Here is a 15,067-nt window from a genome sequence, read left to right on the forward strand (position 1 = left end):
CAGAAAGGTTAGCAGAGTGAGAGTATTTATCTATGATTTCAGAATATTAACATCAATATATCGCCGGATGGCGGCTTCGCCTTATCCGGCCTACAAATCAAAATGTTAGCCAGCGCGTAGGCCGGATAAGACGCGTCATCCGGCAATATGAGAGTCGGTCAAACCGTTTCCAGCTTCGCATACGCGGCAACCAGCCATTTGATCCCTTGCCCCTGAAAAGCCACCTGCAACCGGCTATGCTCGCCGCTGCCCTCCAGGTTGACAATAGTTCCCTCACCGAACTTCGCATGGCGCACGCGTTGGCCGAGTTTGTAGCCTGTGTCGTTTTCCGCCAGCGGCGTTCCCATTCGTTGATGGCTCACCGGACGACTGACGGTGGCGCGCAGACGGACCTCTTCCACGCACTCCTCCGGCAACTCGCCGATGAAACGCGACGGGCGATGATAAACCTCTTTACCATACAGACGGCGAGTTTCGGCATAGGTTAGCGTCAGTTTCTGCATGGCACGGGTAACGCCGACGTAGGCCAGACGACGCTCCTCTTCCAAACGCCCGCCCTCATCCAGCGACATCTGGCTGGGGAACATGCCTTCTTCCATACCGACGATAAACACCTGCGGAAACTCCAGGCCTTTGGCCGAGTGCAGCGTCATCAGCTGTACCGCATCCTGCCAGGTATCCGCCTGCCCCTCGCCCGCTTCCAGCGCCGCATGAGAGAGGAAGGCCTGCAACGGCATTAAATCTTCATCTTCGTCGTTGTAGCTGAACTGCCGCGTCGCCGTCACCAGTTCCTCTAAGTTTTCGATGCGCGTCTGGCCTTTCTCGCCTTTTTCTTGCTCATACATGGTGCGCAGGCCGGAATCTTTGATCACCCGGTCAGTCTGCACATGCAGCGGCATGTCGGCGGTTTCCTGCGCCAGAGCGTCAATCAGTTCCATAAAGCGTTGTAGCGCGCTGGCCGCACGCCCGGCCAGGGCTTTTTCCTGTAACAACTCACGGCACGCCTGCCACAATGTTAGCTGGCGATCGCGCGAGGTCTGGCGCACCACGTCCAGCGTGCGATCGCCGATGCCGCGCGTTGGGGTATTCACCACGCGTTCAAAGGCGGCATCATCGTTGCGATTGGCAATCAAACGCAGATAAGAGAGCGCATCTTTGATCTCCTGGCGTTCGAAGAAGCGCATACCGCCATAAATGCGGTACGGCATACTGGCCTGTAATAACGCTTCTTCCAGCACGCGCGACTGGGCGTTGCTGCGATAAAGGATGGCGCATTGCGCAAGCGCGCCGCCGTTGTCCTGCCAGGTTTTGATACGGTTAACCACAAAGCGCGCTTCATCCAGTTCGTTGAAAGCGCAGTACAGCGATATCGGTTCGCCGTCAACGCCGTCAGTCCACAGCTTTTTGCCCAGACGCCCGTTGTTGTTTTCAATCAGGGCGTTCGCCGCGCTAAGGATGTTGCTGGTCGAGCGGTAATTCTGCTCCAGACGAATGGTCTGCGCGCCGGGGAAATCATTGAGGAAGCGCTGGATGTTCTCTACCTGGGCCCCGCGCCAGCCGTAGATCGACTGGTCATCGTCGCCGACAATCATCACTTTACCGGTATCGCCCGCCAGCAGACGAACCCAGGCGTACTGAATGTTGTTGGTATCCTGGAATTCGTCCACCAGGATGTTAGTAAACCGCTCGCGATAGTGTTGCAGGATGTGCGGCTTGTTCAGCCATAGTTCATGAGCGCGCAGCAGTAGCTCGGCGAAATCCACCAGACCAGCGCGATCGCACGCTTCCTGATAGGCCTGATACACCTTCTGCCAGGTCTGTTCCACCGGATTGCCATAGCTTTGGATATGGTGCGGGCGTAGCCCTTCGTCTTTCTGGCTATTGATGTACCACATCGCCTGACGCGGCGGCCACTGCTTCTCATCAAGATTCATCGCCTTAATCAGCCGTTTAAGCAAACGCATCTGATCTTCGCTGTCGAGAATCTGGAAATCCTGCGGCAAATTAGCGTCCATATGATGCGCGCGCAGCAGGCGGTGCGCCAGACCGTGGAACGTCCCTACCCACATTCCGCCCTGGCTGGTCCCCATCAACTGGCCAATACGATGGCGCATTTCCGCCGCCGCTTTATTGGTAAAGGTCACCGCCATGATGGAGTATGGCGAATTGTTTTCTACGCTCAGTAACCAGGCGATACGGTGCACCAGCACGCGGGTTTTCCCGCTTCCCGCGCCCGCCAGCACCAGCATGTTGCTACGTGGCGCGGCCACCGCTTCGCGCTGTTTATCATTAAGGCTGTCGAGCAGGTAAGAAACGTCCATTGGCACCGCCGCGTAAAAACATGAAAACTAAAAACGCCCGGTGGCGCTTCGCTTACCGGGGCTACTTATCGTAGGGCGGATAAGCATAACGCCATCCGCCAGAATAACTGGGAATTTATACAGAACTACTGGTGATTATATCAGCGAGGTGAGAGATGCCAACCGCGAAATTTCGATATGCGGCAGTAAACGGCTGTCCTGCGTCCGCATCAGGTCGGCATTTTCAGGTTTAATCCAGCAGGCCTGCATCCCACAGCGAATAGCGCCAGCCACATCGGTAGTCAGATCGTCGCCGACATGCAGGATCTCGCCGATCGGCACATGCAGTTTTTCCGCCGCCAGGAAATACATGTCGCTAAACGGCTTGGAACGTCCATCCGGGCCGGCGCGCAGTACAAACTTAAAGTAATCGCCGAGGCCAAACAGTTCCGGCTGGGCGTTGCCGTTAGTGATCGCCACCAGCGGCCATTTTTTCGCAAGCTGCTGTAACGTCTCATGGGTAGCCTGCGGAACCTCAATCTGGCTGCGCCATTTGGCAAAATGCATCATCGCCGCATTCGCGCCGGCAATGGCCTCCTGCGCCGATAATCCCGCATCCCGCATGGCCTGCTCTATCGCACGATGGCGCCAGCGGGTAACGTCATGATAGATTTCCGGCTCCGCTTCACGCACCGCCTGCCGTATCCGCTGTAAATCGACGTTTTGAAACGAACGTAGCGACGGGTGATAATTTTGCATAAAAGCGAGCGCTTCCTGCTCAGTACGCAAAATCACCGGACGGTTATCATAAAGGGTATCATCCAGGTCAAAGGTGAGCGCGGCAATACGCCCCAAAGGCCGGTAAAAACGCATTATTTCCCCCGTTTAGCGCGCGGATGCGCCGCGTCGTACACTGAAGCAAGATGTTGAAAATCAAGATGAGTATAAATTTGGGTGGTGGAAAGGTTGGCATGACCCAGCAGCTCTTGCACGCCGCGCAGATCGCCGCTCGATTCCAGCATATGGGTCGCGAACGAATGGCGCAGCTTATGTGGATGCACGTGGCTGTTTAGCCCCTGCTTTATGCCCCATTCGGCGAACCGTTTTTGGACATTGCGCGCGGAGATACGCTTGCCGAGCTTCGACAGGAATAACGCCTCTTCATCGCTGGCGAACAGGCCGCGCAGATCCAGCCAGTGCTCAATCCACGTCACCGCGTTACGGCCAATCGGCAGGCGTCGCTCTTTGCTGCCTTTACCCATTACCCACACTTCGCCGGTATCAAGATCGAGGTGCTTTATATCCAGGCCAACCAGTTCGGATAAACGCAGTCCCGCGCCGTACATGACCTCCAGCATCGCCCGATCACGTACGGCGAGCGGATCGTTAAGATCGATGTCCAGCAGGCGGTTAACGTCGTCGACATCAATATTTTTCGGCAGATGACGCGGCGCTTTCGGTGCGGAGACGCCCTTCGCCGGGTTAGCTTTCAATTCGCCCTGACTGACTAACCAGTCAAAAAAGCTTCGCAATGCCGAGAGACGTAGCGCCAGACTGGCAGGGCCAAGCCCTTTGCGCCGACTGCGCACCGCAAAACTGCGCACAATCGCAGCGTCACATTGTTGCCAGCTTTTCAGCCCGGTTTCTCCGGCTAAAGCGATAATGGCATCAAGCTGACGCTGGTAGTTCAGCAGGGTAATGGGGCTAAGCTGGCGCTCCACGCCTAAATAGCGCAGGAACCGCGAGACATCCTGAGAAAGCGCGACCTCCGTCATACGCGTTTAATCCAGCGTTCCAGCAGTTCCGGCAGCATCAGCGCGATCTCCTGTAAAAGCTGCGTCCCCTGCCCCGGCTGATAGTGGTGCGGGTCACGGCTGCTGAAGAGAATCACCCCGAGGTCGCCATCGCTGCCCATCATCGACATAGCTACCGAGCCTACAGCCTTCGCCTCCGGCAAGACCACCAGCAGTTCCGGGCCGTTTAGCGGGCCAAGATAATGCTGCGACTGTCCCAGTCGTTGAATACGCAGCGGCTCGAAGGCCTGACGGTTTAAAGCCAGATGCGTATAGCGCGATGGCGCGCCAAGACGCCACCGATCCGGGAACAAACGCAGCGTCGCGCCGGCAAGCCCCAAATCGCGCGCCCAGCGGTGAAACCGCATCAGCATCTCATCCAGACTATCCGCGGCGACCAGACGGCTTTGCAGATGCAGCAAGCGATAAAACAGGCTTTCATTGGCATGAGCCTGTTCCATCAGCAGCGTCATATTTTCTTCAAGCACATTGATGTGATTACGCGCGCGGGCCATATGCCACTCAACGAGCGAAACCGTTCCCCGCACGGGATGTGGAACACGCATCGCTTCAACGGCGTGGGCGTTACGGATAAAAAACTCAGGGTGGTGGCGCAGGTAATCGACGACCGCTCGATCGTCCAGTTCCGTGAGCGTTTCCTGTAGTTCTTCCTCTGGTTGCTTCATAAATGGATAAATCCGTCGTAGATATGTGCCGCCGGACCAGTCATGTATAACGGATGACCCGGACCTTTCCAGGCGATATCCAGCCGACCGCCCGGTAATTCCACGCGTACTTCTTCAGCCAGCAGCCCCTGCTGAATCCCCACGGCAACGGCAGCGCACGCGCCGCTGCCGCACGCGCGGGTCTCCCCTGCGCCGCGTTCATAGACTCGCAGCCGGATATGCTCACGTCTTACAACCTGCATAAAACCAATGTTGGCGCGTTCCGGAAAACGCTCATGGCTTTCCAGAACCGGCCCCAGTGTTTCAACGGCCGCCGTGTCGACGTTATCAACCTGAATGACACAGTGCGGATTGCCCATTGAAACCACGCCGCACAGTATGGTCTGTTCCGCCGCTCGCATAATATACGTCTTTTCCGCTTTGTTGGCGCGAAAAGGCACCTGCGCGGGTTCAAAGTTTGGCTCCCCCATATTCACCCGCACCAGTTCATCTTCCGTGACGCTCAGTACCATCCGGCCATTCGCGGTACTGACCCGAATGTCGCGTTTATTGGTTAGCCCTTTCAGGCGAACAAATCGCGCGAAACAGCGCGCGCCATTGCCGCACTGCGAGACTTCACTGCCGTCGGCGTTGAAGATGCGGTAATGAAAGTCCAACTCAGGATCATAGGGCGGCTCAACCACCAGCAGCTGATCGAACCCTACGCCCAAGTGTCTGTCGGATAGCCGACGAATCAGTTCCGGCGAAAAAAAGACATTCTGCGTTACCGCGTCGACGACCATAAAATCGTTGCCAAGGCCATGCATTTTAGAGAATTGCATCATTCACTCCGTTCACGCGGGGACAGAAAACTATCCTCAGTAATTGACCTGGGACGGGCCATCTCCCGTTGCGCGATCGTTCTTATCGGGCATCGTGGACTGCGTTTGCGAATCGACTTTTTTCGTCGGCGGCGGCGCATTTTTATCGGCTGGCGGGAAATAAAGCGGCCCTTTCAAACCGCAGCCCGTCAGGCTGAACAGAGTCAGAAGTACAGCGAGTGTCTTAAACACGTTTTTCATTATGGATTGCCTGTAAGTTCATGCTTTCTATTTTCTATCATCGCAGGAGAAGGCGTAAAAGCAAGCGTTTAGGGGCTCTTTATAAAATCTGAAAAGCGGCGCGTTGCCATGATTATTGCGCATTTACATCAGGGAACATGCTTTGCTAATCACTTTAGGTTTACGTACCACGTCCGGATGACCTTATGCAATATCGTAATTTGTTTTGCCTTTTTTCGCTTTCACTTCTGCTGCCTCCCGCCTGGGGATGCCGGCTGAGTGAATCTCCGCACAATGTTTATCAACGGCAAGGCAGCGGCGTGGTTTATCTCCAGCCAGAAGAGGAGAACAATCTTTCGTTGCCGGAGGTGAATTTCAAACGCCTGCGTCGGTTACCCAATTCATTGATTAACCCGGCAACTCAGGGCTGGAACTGGATAGCACAGCCCCCTTCCTGAACCAGAAAATTAACGCCGGAAAAGAGCACGGCTATTTTATGCGTGATAGCCAGCAAGGTCAGGGTATTCAGGTCTTTAGCATCAATGGGCCGCTAAAAGTCACCGAGCGTTTTGCGTATGACAACCGCTATGTTTATACGTGGATTGGCAGCCAGCTTTACCGAACAGCATCCCCCTGCCCGGATAAGACGCATACTCTGAATAGGAACGTCATGTACACTAACAATAAAGATATCATCATCATAACGCGGGCGCAGGAATGCCAAAAATGACGTCGCTAAGTCATTTGGCGTGCTTGATTAAACATTTGAAAAACGCCCTTCGGGGCGTGGGGATCGGTTCATGCATTTACGTCATCGTTGAAAGCGTTATGCACGGCACGATAAACGGTGTTGAAGCTGCCGGGGTTTTGACGATAAGCGCGGTACTCGGTCTGCTTAGCGCTCTTTTGGATATCAAAGCAAAGCCGCGCGCCCCCTTAATCCTGTTGCATTTTCTTCTCTGCGGCGGCTGCGTCGCGCTGATGGTGGCAATGCTGTCGGCTCTGAACCATTTCCCGGTTAATGCGTCCGCCATACTTATCACCAGTGCGCTATTTATCGTCATTTATCTACCGCTGGGTTTTATCCTTTACCGCTCACAACGGTAATTCGTATCAGTTCCAGAAGCTGACGCTTCCCCTTATACTGGCGCTATCACTCAATAGCGAGATAAAACAATGAACGACAGTGAATTTCATCGCCTGGCTGACGCCCTGTGGCTCACCATTGAAGAACGCCTCGATAACTGGGACGGCGACAGCGATATCGACTGCGAAATCAACGGCGGCGTGCTGACCCTCAGCTTTGAGAACGGCAGTAAGATCATTATTAACCGTCAGGAGCCGCTGCACCAGGTGTGGCTGGCAACCAAACAGGGCGGCTATCACTTTGACCTGAAAGGTGACGAGTGGATTTGCGATCGCAGCGGCGAAACCTTCTGGGATCTGCTGGAGCAGGCGGCGACGCAGCAAGCGGGTGAAAAGGTGAGTTTTCGTTGATTTATTTGCCGGATGCGCTTTGCTTATCCGGCTTACTGTAGGCCCGGTAAGGCGTAGCCGCCACCGGGCGAAAATCCTCAGGAAAAATACTGCTGCAATAGCGGCGCGTCATGATCCTGGTTTGCTGGCGGCACGGTGTTGATAGGCTGCGTACGGAATGGGATCACCTGCGCGCGGCCATCGGTTTTCACTATCTGGTAGAACTGCGGCAGGTTGAAGTTGATAAAACTGGAGCCATACGTGAAGCGATCGTGCGATGACGAATAGAAGCGACTGACGTCGCGCACCAGTTCTTCCTTGCTACCTTCGCAGTGGTGATACACTTCCGCCCGGTTACTTTCATCGAGAATATAAATATTAAAGCCTTTCTCATCGCCCGTTTCTTCAAAGAAGAACTGGATAATCCCTTCGCTGGCGAAGCCATCCACCACTGACGGCAATTTCACCTGGTTGGTTTCCACCTGTACCGACAGCCCGTGCAGCTTGTTATGCGAAATCGCGCCGTAGAATTCGATAGCGTTCTCCAGCTTCTGCACCGAGACATTCAAGCGTTCGAAGAATAGTCCCCACGTCTGCCCGGAAACCCGCAGCGCCTTGAAGCGACCGGTCTCCTGACGGGTGCTGGAAAGACGTAGCTCGATACATTCGGAGACCAGTTGCTGCACGCGGGTGCGAATCAGACCGCGAAGATGCTGACTGTAGCAGAACACTTCGACGCTATCCGGCGGCGCGGCATCCTGGTGCATTTTCCCCAGAATCGTTTTCAGCGCTTCGATCATCGCCTGCTCGCCGTTAAAGTGCAGAGTACGCACTTCGTTCCACGAGTTGCGATATAACAAGTCGATACTGCCTATCAGACAGTTTTGCTCTTCGCCAAAGCTGAAAACGTCCAGCTTACGGAAGTCAAAATGAACCACTTTATTGCGAAACGCCGCCGTCGGGTCATATTCGAGGTTAACGATAATCGCCAGATGGCGAATTTCACAGGGGCTGTAGAGCGCTTTCGGCGTCGGAGCAGGCAAGCGCAGCGGGAAATGGTGCGAAACATCGGCGACCATCTCCTGCAACTTAGGCAGGTCGACAATACCGTTGCCCTTAATAAACAGATGCGTTCGCGACGTCAGCAGGCCGTTGAACCACGCCCACGCGACCAGCTTATTAAGATAACGGTTATATTCCAGCGGCTGATGGCTGATGATGGAATCCATGTTCGGCGCGCGGTTGTAGAGATACCAGCCTGAACGGTTGGCGCGTCCCGGCGGCACATGGATAAAGGTTAAATTCGGCTCGGACAGATCCGGCGATATCTGCGGGTTCACCAGCGTGACTTTACCCGGCAACGCTTCAAAAGCCGCGTACAGCTTACGCGTCAGTACGCCGATATCCTGCGGGCTGGCACTCACGCTGAGGTTGTTGCGCCGCGCAAAGCGAATCAGATTACGATAGCTCTGCATCATGGCGTCGAGCAATTCGTTGTGGGCTTCGCGCACCTGATCGATTTTCCAGTTTGCGCGATTATCGAGCATGGTCAGACGCGCGTCGTCCCATCCCCACTCGCTGACTAACTGGCTTAATACTTCCCGACGCCAGCCTACGCAGGCACGCTCGCGACTTAATTTCTCGCACACTTTCAGGTAAAAGCAGCGGCGGACTAAATCCAGCCGCGTCGGATCTTCAATCGCCGTCAGGTATTCAGTGACCCGTTCCAGCATCATGCAGTAGGGATCGAGTCCAAACGATACGATTTCACCGTCATGCAGACGTTGTTTAATATCTTTCGCCAGCAGACGTGGGTTGGGATATTCCCATGAGTAGGCTTCCAGCAGCAGCGTTTTCAGCACCGCTTTGTACGGCGAGTCAATGCTCTTGTATAGCTGCCACAGGCTGGCGCCAAAGTACTCTTCGGCGGAGAGCGAGCTTAAGCCCCCCAAATCCAGCCATTCGTTTGGCGTTAATACGCCCTGCGCGTAGAGCGTCATGACATAGTCGTCGTAATGCTCTTCTTCGTCGCACGGCACCATACTCCACAGGATACGCTTCCCGGCCAGGCGCACAGCGGTACGATAAAACTCATCAAGCAACAGGATATGCTGCGTAGAACCACAGTCTTCCCCGCCCAGACTGCCGCTTTCGTTATGGCGGAAACGGTTCTCGTCGATCAGGAAGAAGCTCACCTCAACGCCAAGCGAGGCGGCCCAGCTTTCCAGCAGGCTACACTTACGTTGCAGCAACTGACGCTCTTCACCGTCGAGCCAGGACTGATGGCACACCCAGATATCCAGGTCGGACGAGCAGCTCTGCCCGACCGAGGAGGTGCTGCCCATGGTGTAAACGCCGGTAATCGGCAGCTCGCCCTTCGGCGGGTCCTGCGGCGTCATACCGCGGTACAGCTCAAGTTCGTTCAGATAGTGGCGTTGGGTTTCATCAGGCGTGTAGAAGCAAATACCGCTGGGAACGTTACCATCAAGGTAACCCGGCATCAGTGGATGGTGATAGTGCAATAATGTCGGCAGAAGACTGTAAACCTGCTGAAAAGCGGGTCCCATGGCAGCAAGCGCGCGATCCACACGCAGTTGATTTATGGCATCCAGTCTCTGTTTCAGAGTCTCAATATAGAGGTACAAGACGTATCGCCTGATGTTGCTACCCGTCATGGTACAGGTCAGTACTTGACCGTCGCCATTCGGGATAAACCGTATGTCAAAAATAACCGTTACCCTTTCTCGTCTGCATATTTTTATCTAATACCGACGAAAAAATGGTCTAAAACGTGATCAATTTAACACCTTGCTCATTGACCGTAAAGAAAGATGCGCTACATACAAGTGTAGCACCGTTCGCTGCGTGTAAATTCTTAAATACGGGCTGGCGGTTTCTCGTCATTATTCACTGTCATTGACGACACTGCGCCTTATCCTCTCACTCACGGTGACCGGAAAACTAACATACTCTCTATAAGGATGTTAGGATGGTCAATGGTTGATAATGACGGTAACAAGCATGTTAGACAATGTTTTAAGAATTGCCACACGCCAAAGTCCCCTTGCGCTTTGGCAGGCACATTATGTCAAAGACGCATTGATGGCAACCCATCCGGGACTGACGGTAGAACTGGTGCCGATGGTCACACGCGGCGACGTGATTCTCGATACTCCCCTGGCGAAAGTGGGCGGTAAGGGACTGTTTGTTAAAGAGCTTGAAATCGCGCTGCTGGAAAAACGCGCTGATATCGCCGTGCACTCTATGAAAGACGTTCCGGTGGCCTTCCCGGACGGCCTCGGTCTGGTGACTATTTGCGAGCGCGAAGATCCGCGCGACGCGTTTGTCTCGAATAAATATCACAGTCTGGACGATCTGCCCGCGGGTAGTATCGTCGGGACGTCCAGTTTGCGTCGTCAGTGTCAACTGGCGGAACGCCGTCCGGACCTCATTATCCGTTCGTTGCGTGGCAACGTTGGCACACGTCTCGGCAAGCTGGACAACGGCGACTATGACGCCATTATCCTGGCCGTGGCCGGTCTGAAACGCTTAGGTCTGGAGTCGCGCATTCGCACAGCCTTGCCGCCCGACGTTTCACTTCCTGCCGTAGGCCAGGGCGCCGTCGGGATTGAGTGTCGTCTTGACGACGCGCGAACACAGGCGCTGCTCGCACCGTTGAATCACTCGCAAACCGCGCTGCGTGTAACGGCGGAACGCGCTATGAACACCCGCCTGGAAGGCGGATGTCAGGTGCCGATTGGCAGCTATGCAGAAATCATCAACGGTGAAATTTGGCTACGCGCGCTGGTTGGCGCGCCGGACGGTTCGGTGATGGTGCGCGGCGAACGTCGTGGTTCTCCCGAGCAGGCGGAGCAAATGGGCATCTCGCTTGCAGAGGAACTGCTGGAAAACGGCGCACGCGCGATTCTGACGGAAGTTTATAACGGCGAGACGCCCGCATGAGTATTCTGATCACCCGCCCCTCTCCCGCAGGGGAAGCGTTAGTGAGCCGTCTGCGCGCACTGGGGCAGGTGGCCTGGAGTTTTCCACTGATTGAATTTGTCGCCGGTCGGGAGCTACCCACCCTGGCCGACCGCCTGGCGACGCTCGCGGAAAACGATCTGGTTTTTGCCCTTTCACAGCACGCTGTCGCCTTTGCTCACGCCCAGCTCCAGCGGGATGGTCGAAACTGGCCTGCGTCGCCGCGCTATTTCGCGATTGGCCGCACCACGGCGCTCGCCCTTCATACCGTTAGCGGGTTCGATATTCGTTATCCATTGGATCGGGAAATCAGCGAAGCCTTGCTACAATTACCTGAATTACAAAATATTGCGGGCAAACGCGCGCTGATTTTGCGTGGCAATGGCGGCCGCGAACTGCTGGGCGAAACCCTGACAGCGCGCGGAGCCGAAGTCAGTTTTTGTGAATGTTATCAACGATGTGCGAAACATTACGATGGCGCGGAAGAAGCGATGCGCTGGCATACTCGCGGCGTAACAACGCTTGTTGTTACCAGCGGCGAGATGTTGCAACGGCTCTGGTCGCTGACTCCCCAGTGGTATCGTGAGCACTGGTTACTACGCTGTCGGCTATTGGTCGTCAGTGAGCGTCTGGCGCACCTCGCCCGGGAACTGGGCTGGCAAGATATTAAGGTCGCTGATAACGCCGACAACGATGCGCTGTTGCGCGCATTACAATAACTCTCATAATGGGATGCCATAATGACGGAACAAGAAAAATCCTCCGCCGTGGTTGATGAGACCAGGGAGAGCGTGGAAACCACGCCACAGCCAGTTAATACCGAGAAAAAAAGTAAGAACGGCGCCGCGCTGGTATTAAGCGCGGTGGCGATTGCGATTGCCCTGGCGGCAGGTATTGGGCTTTATGGCTGGGGGAAACAGCAAGCAACCGCGCAAACGGAAACCAGCGATGCGCTGGCGACGCAACTGACCGCCTTGCAAAAGGCGCAGGAGAGCCAAAAAGCGGAGCTGGAAGGGATTATCAAAAAACAAGCGGCGCAGTTAGATGACGCGAATCGCCAACAGGCGGCGCTGGCGAAACAGCTTGATGAAGTACAACAAAAAGTCGCCACTATTTCCGGCAGCGATGCCAAAACCTGGCTGCTGGCGCAGGCTGATTTCCTGGTGAAACTCGCCGGACGCAAGCTGTGGAGCGATCAGGACGTCACTACCGCCGCTGCGCTGCTCAAAAGCGCTGACGCCAGTCTGGCGGACATGAATGACCCCAGCCTGATTACCGCACGACGCGCGATTACTGACGATATCGCCAGCCTGTCATCCGTTGCGCAGATCGACTACGACGGCATTATTCTCAAGCTCAATCAGCTCTCTAACCAAATCGATAACCTGCGTCTGGCGGATAACGATACCGATGGTTCGCCGATGGATTCAGACAGCAGCGAGCTGTCCAGCTCGTTAAGCGAATGGCGCGTTAACCTGCAAAAAAGCTGGCAGAACTTTATGGACAGCTTTATTACCATTCGCCGCCGCGATGATACCGCCGTACCGCTGTTGGCGCCCAACCAGGACGTCTATTTACGCGAAAATATTCGCTCCCGCCTGTTAGTCGCCGCGCAGGCCGTGCCACGCCATCAGGAAGAAACATACCGTCAGGCGCTGGATAACGTTTCGACCTGGGTTCGCGCTTATTACGATACTGACGACGCCGCGACAAAAGCCTTCCTGGAGGAGGTCGATAAATTAAGCCAGCAAAATATCACGATGGATCTGCCGGAAACCCTGGGAAGCCAGGCGATTCTTGAAAAACTGATGCAAACCCGCGTGCGTAATCTGCTGGCGCAACCGACAGTCTCTACGGCAGCGCCTGCCACGCAGACAGACGCTCCGGCAGCCGCGCCGCAAGGAGAATAATGATGCTAAAAGTATTATTGCTCTTTGTGTTGTTGCTCGCGGGTATCGTGGTCGGCCCGATGATAGCCGGTCACCAGGGCTATGTGTTAATCCAGACCGATAACTACAACATTGAAACCAGCGTCACCGGCCTGGCGATCATTCTCATCGTCGCTATGGTGGTGCTATTCGCCATTGAGTGGTTACTACGCCGTCTGTTTCGTACCGGCGCGCACACCCGCGGTTGGTTTGCCGGCCGTAAACGCCGTCGCGCCCGCAAGCAGACCGAACAGGCGCTGCTGAAGCTGGCGGAGGGCGACTATCAGCAGGTTGAAAAGCTGATGTCAAAAAATGCCGACCATGCTGAACAACCGGTGGTAAATTATCTGCTGGCGGCAGAAGCGGCGCAGCAGCGCGGCGATGAAGCACGCGCTAATCAGCACCTTGAACGTGCGGCAGAGCTGGCGGGGAACGACACCATCCCGGTCGAGATCACGCGCGTGCGCTTACAGCTGGCGCGCAATGAAAATCACGCAGCGCGTCACGGCGTGGACAAACTGCTGGAGGTCACGCCGCGTCACCCGGAAGTTCTGCGTCTGGCGGAGCAGGCCTATATTCGCACCAGCGCATGGAGTTCGTTACTGGATATCATCCCATCCATGGCGAAAGCGCACGTCGGCGATGAAGCGCATCGCGCCATGCTCGAACAACAGGCGTGGATAGGACTCATGGATCAGGCGCGCGCCGAGCAGGGCAGCGAAGGATTACGCACCTGGTGGAAAAACCAAAGCCGTAAAACCCGCCATCAGGTGGCGCTGCAGGTCGCAATGGCCGAGCATCTGATCGAATGTGACGATCATGATATGGCGCAGCAGATTATCATTGACGGTCTGAAACGCCAGTATGACGATCGGCTGGTGCTGCCCATTCCTCGCCTCAGAACCAATAATCCGGAACAACTGGAGAAAGTGCTGCGCCAGCAAATCAAGACGGTAGGCGATCGCCCGCTGTTATGGAGCACGCTCGGCCAGTCGCTAATGAAACACGGTGAATGGCAGGAGGCGACCCTGGCTTTCCGCGCCGCGCTGAAACAACGCCCGGACGCGTATGATTATGCCTGGCTTGCCGATGCGCTTGATCGACTGCATCAACCGGAAGAGGCTGCCGCCATGCGGCGCGACGGCCTGATGCTGACATTACAGAACAATCCCCCGCAGTAATTCCCTCTTGCCCGGTGGCGCTTCGCTTACCGGGCCTACCGCCTACACAAAATCATTCGAGATGCATAAAAAAACGCCTGCCCGGTTAAGGGGCAGGCGTCAAAACAGGTCTGTATGACAACATAAAGGGGTGCTTCACTCAACGTTGTGTCCAGGGTGTTTGATGAGGCGTAAGCGACATCTGTCAGTGGACGATAAGCACCGTAAACGGCTCTGCATCATTCCTGAGTTTATGAGGCCAGAAGGCGAACATAAGAGATGGAATGAGCATCTACCCGTACATTATTGCACATAACGTGCCATCTTTGCACCGCTAAAAAACAGGCGCAGGCATTAAAAAAACGTAGAGAATTCACGCGATTGTCATCCCCCCGCCGCTGGCGAGGTTTTAGCGTGTCGCCCGGTGGAGACAGAACAGGATGATTTTTACAAAGTGATTATAAATCAATAGATTACTCGTCACCGAATAGCGACAAATGAAGCCTGGGATATCGCCAACAAATCATAATGGCAACACGTGCGGGATAAGGGGTTGAAAAGGAACAGAAAACAAAAAACCCCGCCGAAGCGGGGTTCAAAATTGGTCGGCGAGAGAGGATTCGAACCTCCGACCCACTGGTCCCAAACCAGTTGCGCTACCAAGCTGCGCTACTCGCCGATATACTGCTTTTTTGAATTTTTA

General features: G+C 55.1%; 14 protein-coding genes, 1 tRNA gene and 1 pseudogene. 8 read left to right on the plus strand and 8 right to left on the minus strand.

The genetic code is table 11. The annotated features are described in order from the left end of the window. Positions 1–158: 158 nt before the first annotated feature. From uvrD to lptM, 6 genes are all read right to left on the minus strand, one after another. Positions 159–2,321: a DNA helicase II gene (gene uvrD / locus NA197_RS20875; RefSeq protein WP_000383436.1), complete on the minus strand. Its 2,163-nt coding sequence runs from the start codon at positions 2,319–2,321 to the stop codon at positions 159–161. A 135-nt stretch (positions 2,322–2,456) separates the two neighbouring features. After that, positions 2,457–3,173 (minus strand): 5-amino-6-(5-phospho-D-ribitylamino)uracil phosphatase YigB, encoded by a 717-nt coding sequence (gene yigB / locus NA197_RS20880; protein WP_001213560.1) that lies wholly within the window; start codon positions 3,171–3,173, stop codon positions 2,457–2,459. Next, the gene (gene xerC, locus NA197_RS20885; RefSeq protein ID WP_023233831.1) at positions 3,173–4,075 is read right to left on the minus strand and encodes a tyrosine recombinase XerC; all 903 of its coding nucleotides are present in this window, start codon (positions 4,073–4,075) and stop codon (positions 3,173–3,175) included. The genes yigB and xerC overlap by 1 nt, the downstream gene beginning before the upstream one ends. Further along, on the minus strand, positions 4,072–4,779 hold the full coding sequence (locus tag NA197_RS20890) for a DUF484 domain-containing protein (protein WP_000812760.1): 708 nt from the start codon (positions 4,777–4,779) through the stop codon (positions 4,072–4,074). The genes xerC and NA197_RS20890 overlap by 4 nt, the downstream gene beginning before the upstream one ends. After that, positions 4,776–5,600, minus strand: a complete 825-nt coding sequence (gene dapF / locus NA197_RS20895) for a diaminopimelate epimerase (protein WP_001160671.1) — start codon at positions 5,598–5,600, stop codon at positions 4,776–4,778. The genes NA197_RS20890 and dapF overlap by 4 nt, the downstream gene beginning before the upstream one ends. A gap of 36 nt (positions 5,601–5,636) precedes the next feature. Beyond that, complete coding sequence (lptM, locus tag NA197_RS20900) at positions 5,637–5,840, minus strand: LPS translocon maturation chaperone LptM (protein ID WP_000799903.1); 204 nt, start codon at positions 5,838–5,840, stop codon at positions 5,637–5,639. 185 nt (positions 5,841–6,025) lie between these two features. Between lptM and NA197_RS20905 the strand changes: the two genes are divergently transcribed. The 4 genes and pseudogenes from NA197_RS20905 (at position 6,026) to cyaY (ending at position 7,316) form a co-directional block, all read left to right on the plus strand. Continuing rightward, positions 6,026–6,277, plus strand: a complete 252-nt coding sequence (locus NA197_RS20905; RefSeq protein WP_001621231.1) for a hypothetical protein — start codon at positions 6,026–6,028, stop codon at positions 6,275–6,277. Continuing rightward, positions 6,247–6,549: pseudogene (locus NA197_RS20910) on the plus strand (hypothetical protein); the annotation flags it as partial. The gene NA197_RS20905 and the pseudogene NA197_RS20910, both read left to right, overlap by 31 nt. Continuing rightward, entirely contained in the window at positions 6,537–6,926 is a 390-nt protein-coding gene (locus tag NA197_RS20915) for a DUF3021 family protein (protein ID WP_064043443.1), read from the plus strand. The pseudogene NA197_RS20910 and the gene NA197_RS20915, both read left to right, overlap by 13 nt. Positions 6,927–6,995: 69 nt before the next feature. Continuing rightward, complete coding sequence (cyaY, locus tag NA197_RS20920; RefSeq protein ID WP_023215728.1) at positions 6,996–7,316, plus strand: iron donor protein CyaY; 321 nt, start codon at positions 6,996–6,998, stop codon at positions 7,314–7,316. A gap of 77 nt (positions 7,317–7,393) precedes the next feature. Here the strand turns inward: cyaY and cyaA are convergent, their stop codons facing one another. After that, positions 7,394–9,940, minus strand: a complete 2,547-nt coding sequence (gene cyaA / locus NA197_RS20925; RefSeq protein WP_000281718.1) for a class I adenylate cyclase — start codon at positions 9,938–9,940, stop codon at positions 7,394–7,396. 376 nt (positions 9,941–10,316) lie between these two features. Between cyaA and hemC the strand changes: the two genes are divergently transcribed. The 4 genes from hemC to hemY are packed head-to-tail and all read left to right on the plus strand — an operon-like array spanning position 10,317 to position 14,385. After that, positions 10,317–11,258 (plus strand): hydroxymethylbilane synthase, encoded by a 942-nt coding sequence (gene hemC / locus NA197_RS20930; protein ID WP_001521319.1) that lies wholly within the window; start codon positions 10,317–10,319, stop codon positions 11,256–11,258. Next, complete coding sequence (gene hemD, locus NA197_RS20935; protein ID WP_000025491.1) at positions 11,255–11,995, plus strand: uroporphyrinogen-III synthase; 741 nt, start codon at positions 11,255–11,257, stop codon at positions 11,993–11,995. The genes hemC and hemD overlap by 4 nt, the downstream gene beginning before the upstream one ends. A 21-nt stretch (positions 11,996–12,016) precedes the next feature. Further along, positions 12,017–13,186, plus strand: coding sequence for a uroporphyrinogen-III C-methyltransferase (hemX, locus tag NA197_RS20940; RefSeq protein ID WP_000138962.1), 1,170 nt, complete (start codon positions 12,017–12,019; stop codon positions 13,184–13,186). 2 nt (positions 13,187–13,188) lie between these two features. After that, positions 13,189–14,385, plus strand: a complete 1,197-nt coding sequence (gene hemY, locus NA197_RS20945) for a protoheme IX biogenesis protein HemY (protein WP_001546072.1) — start codon at positions 13,189–13,191, stop codon at positions 14,383–14,385. Between the two features lie 581 nt (positions 14,386–14,966). Here hemY and NA197_RS20950 read toward each other — a convergent pair. Then, positions 14,967–15,043 (minus strand) — tRNA-Pro (locus tag NA197_RS20950). Between the last annotated feature and the right edge of the window lie 24 nt (positions 15,044–15,067).

The organism is Salmonella sp. NW884, assembly GCF_051700745.1.
GTDB classification, from domain to species: Bacteria; Pseudomonadota; Gammaproteobacteria; order Enterobacterales; family Enterobacteriaceae; genus Salmonella; species Salmonella enterica.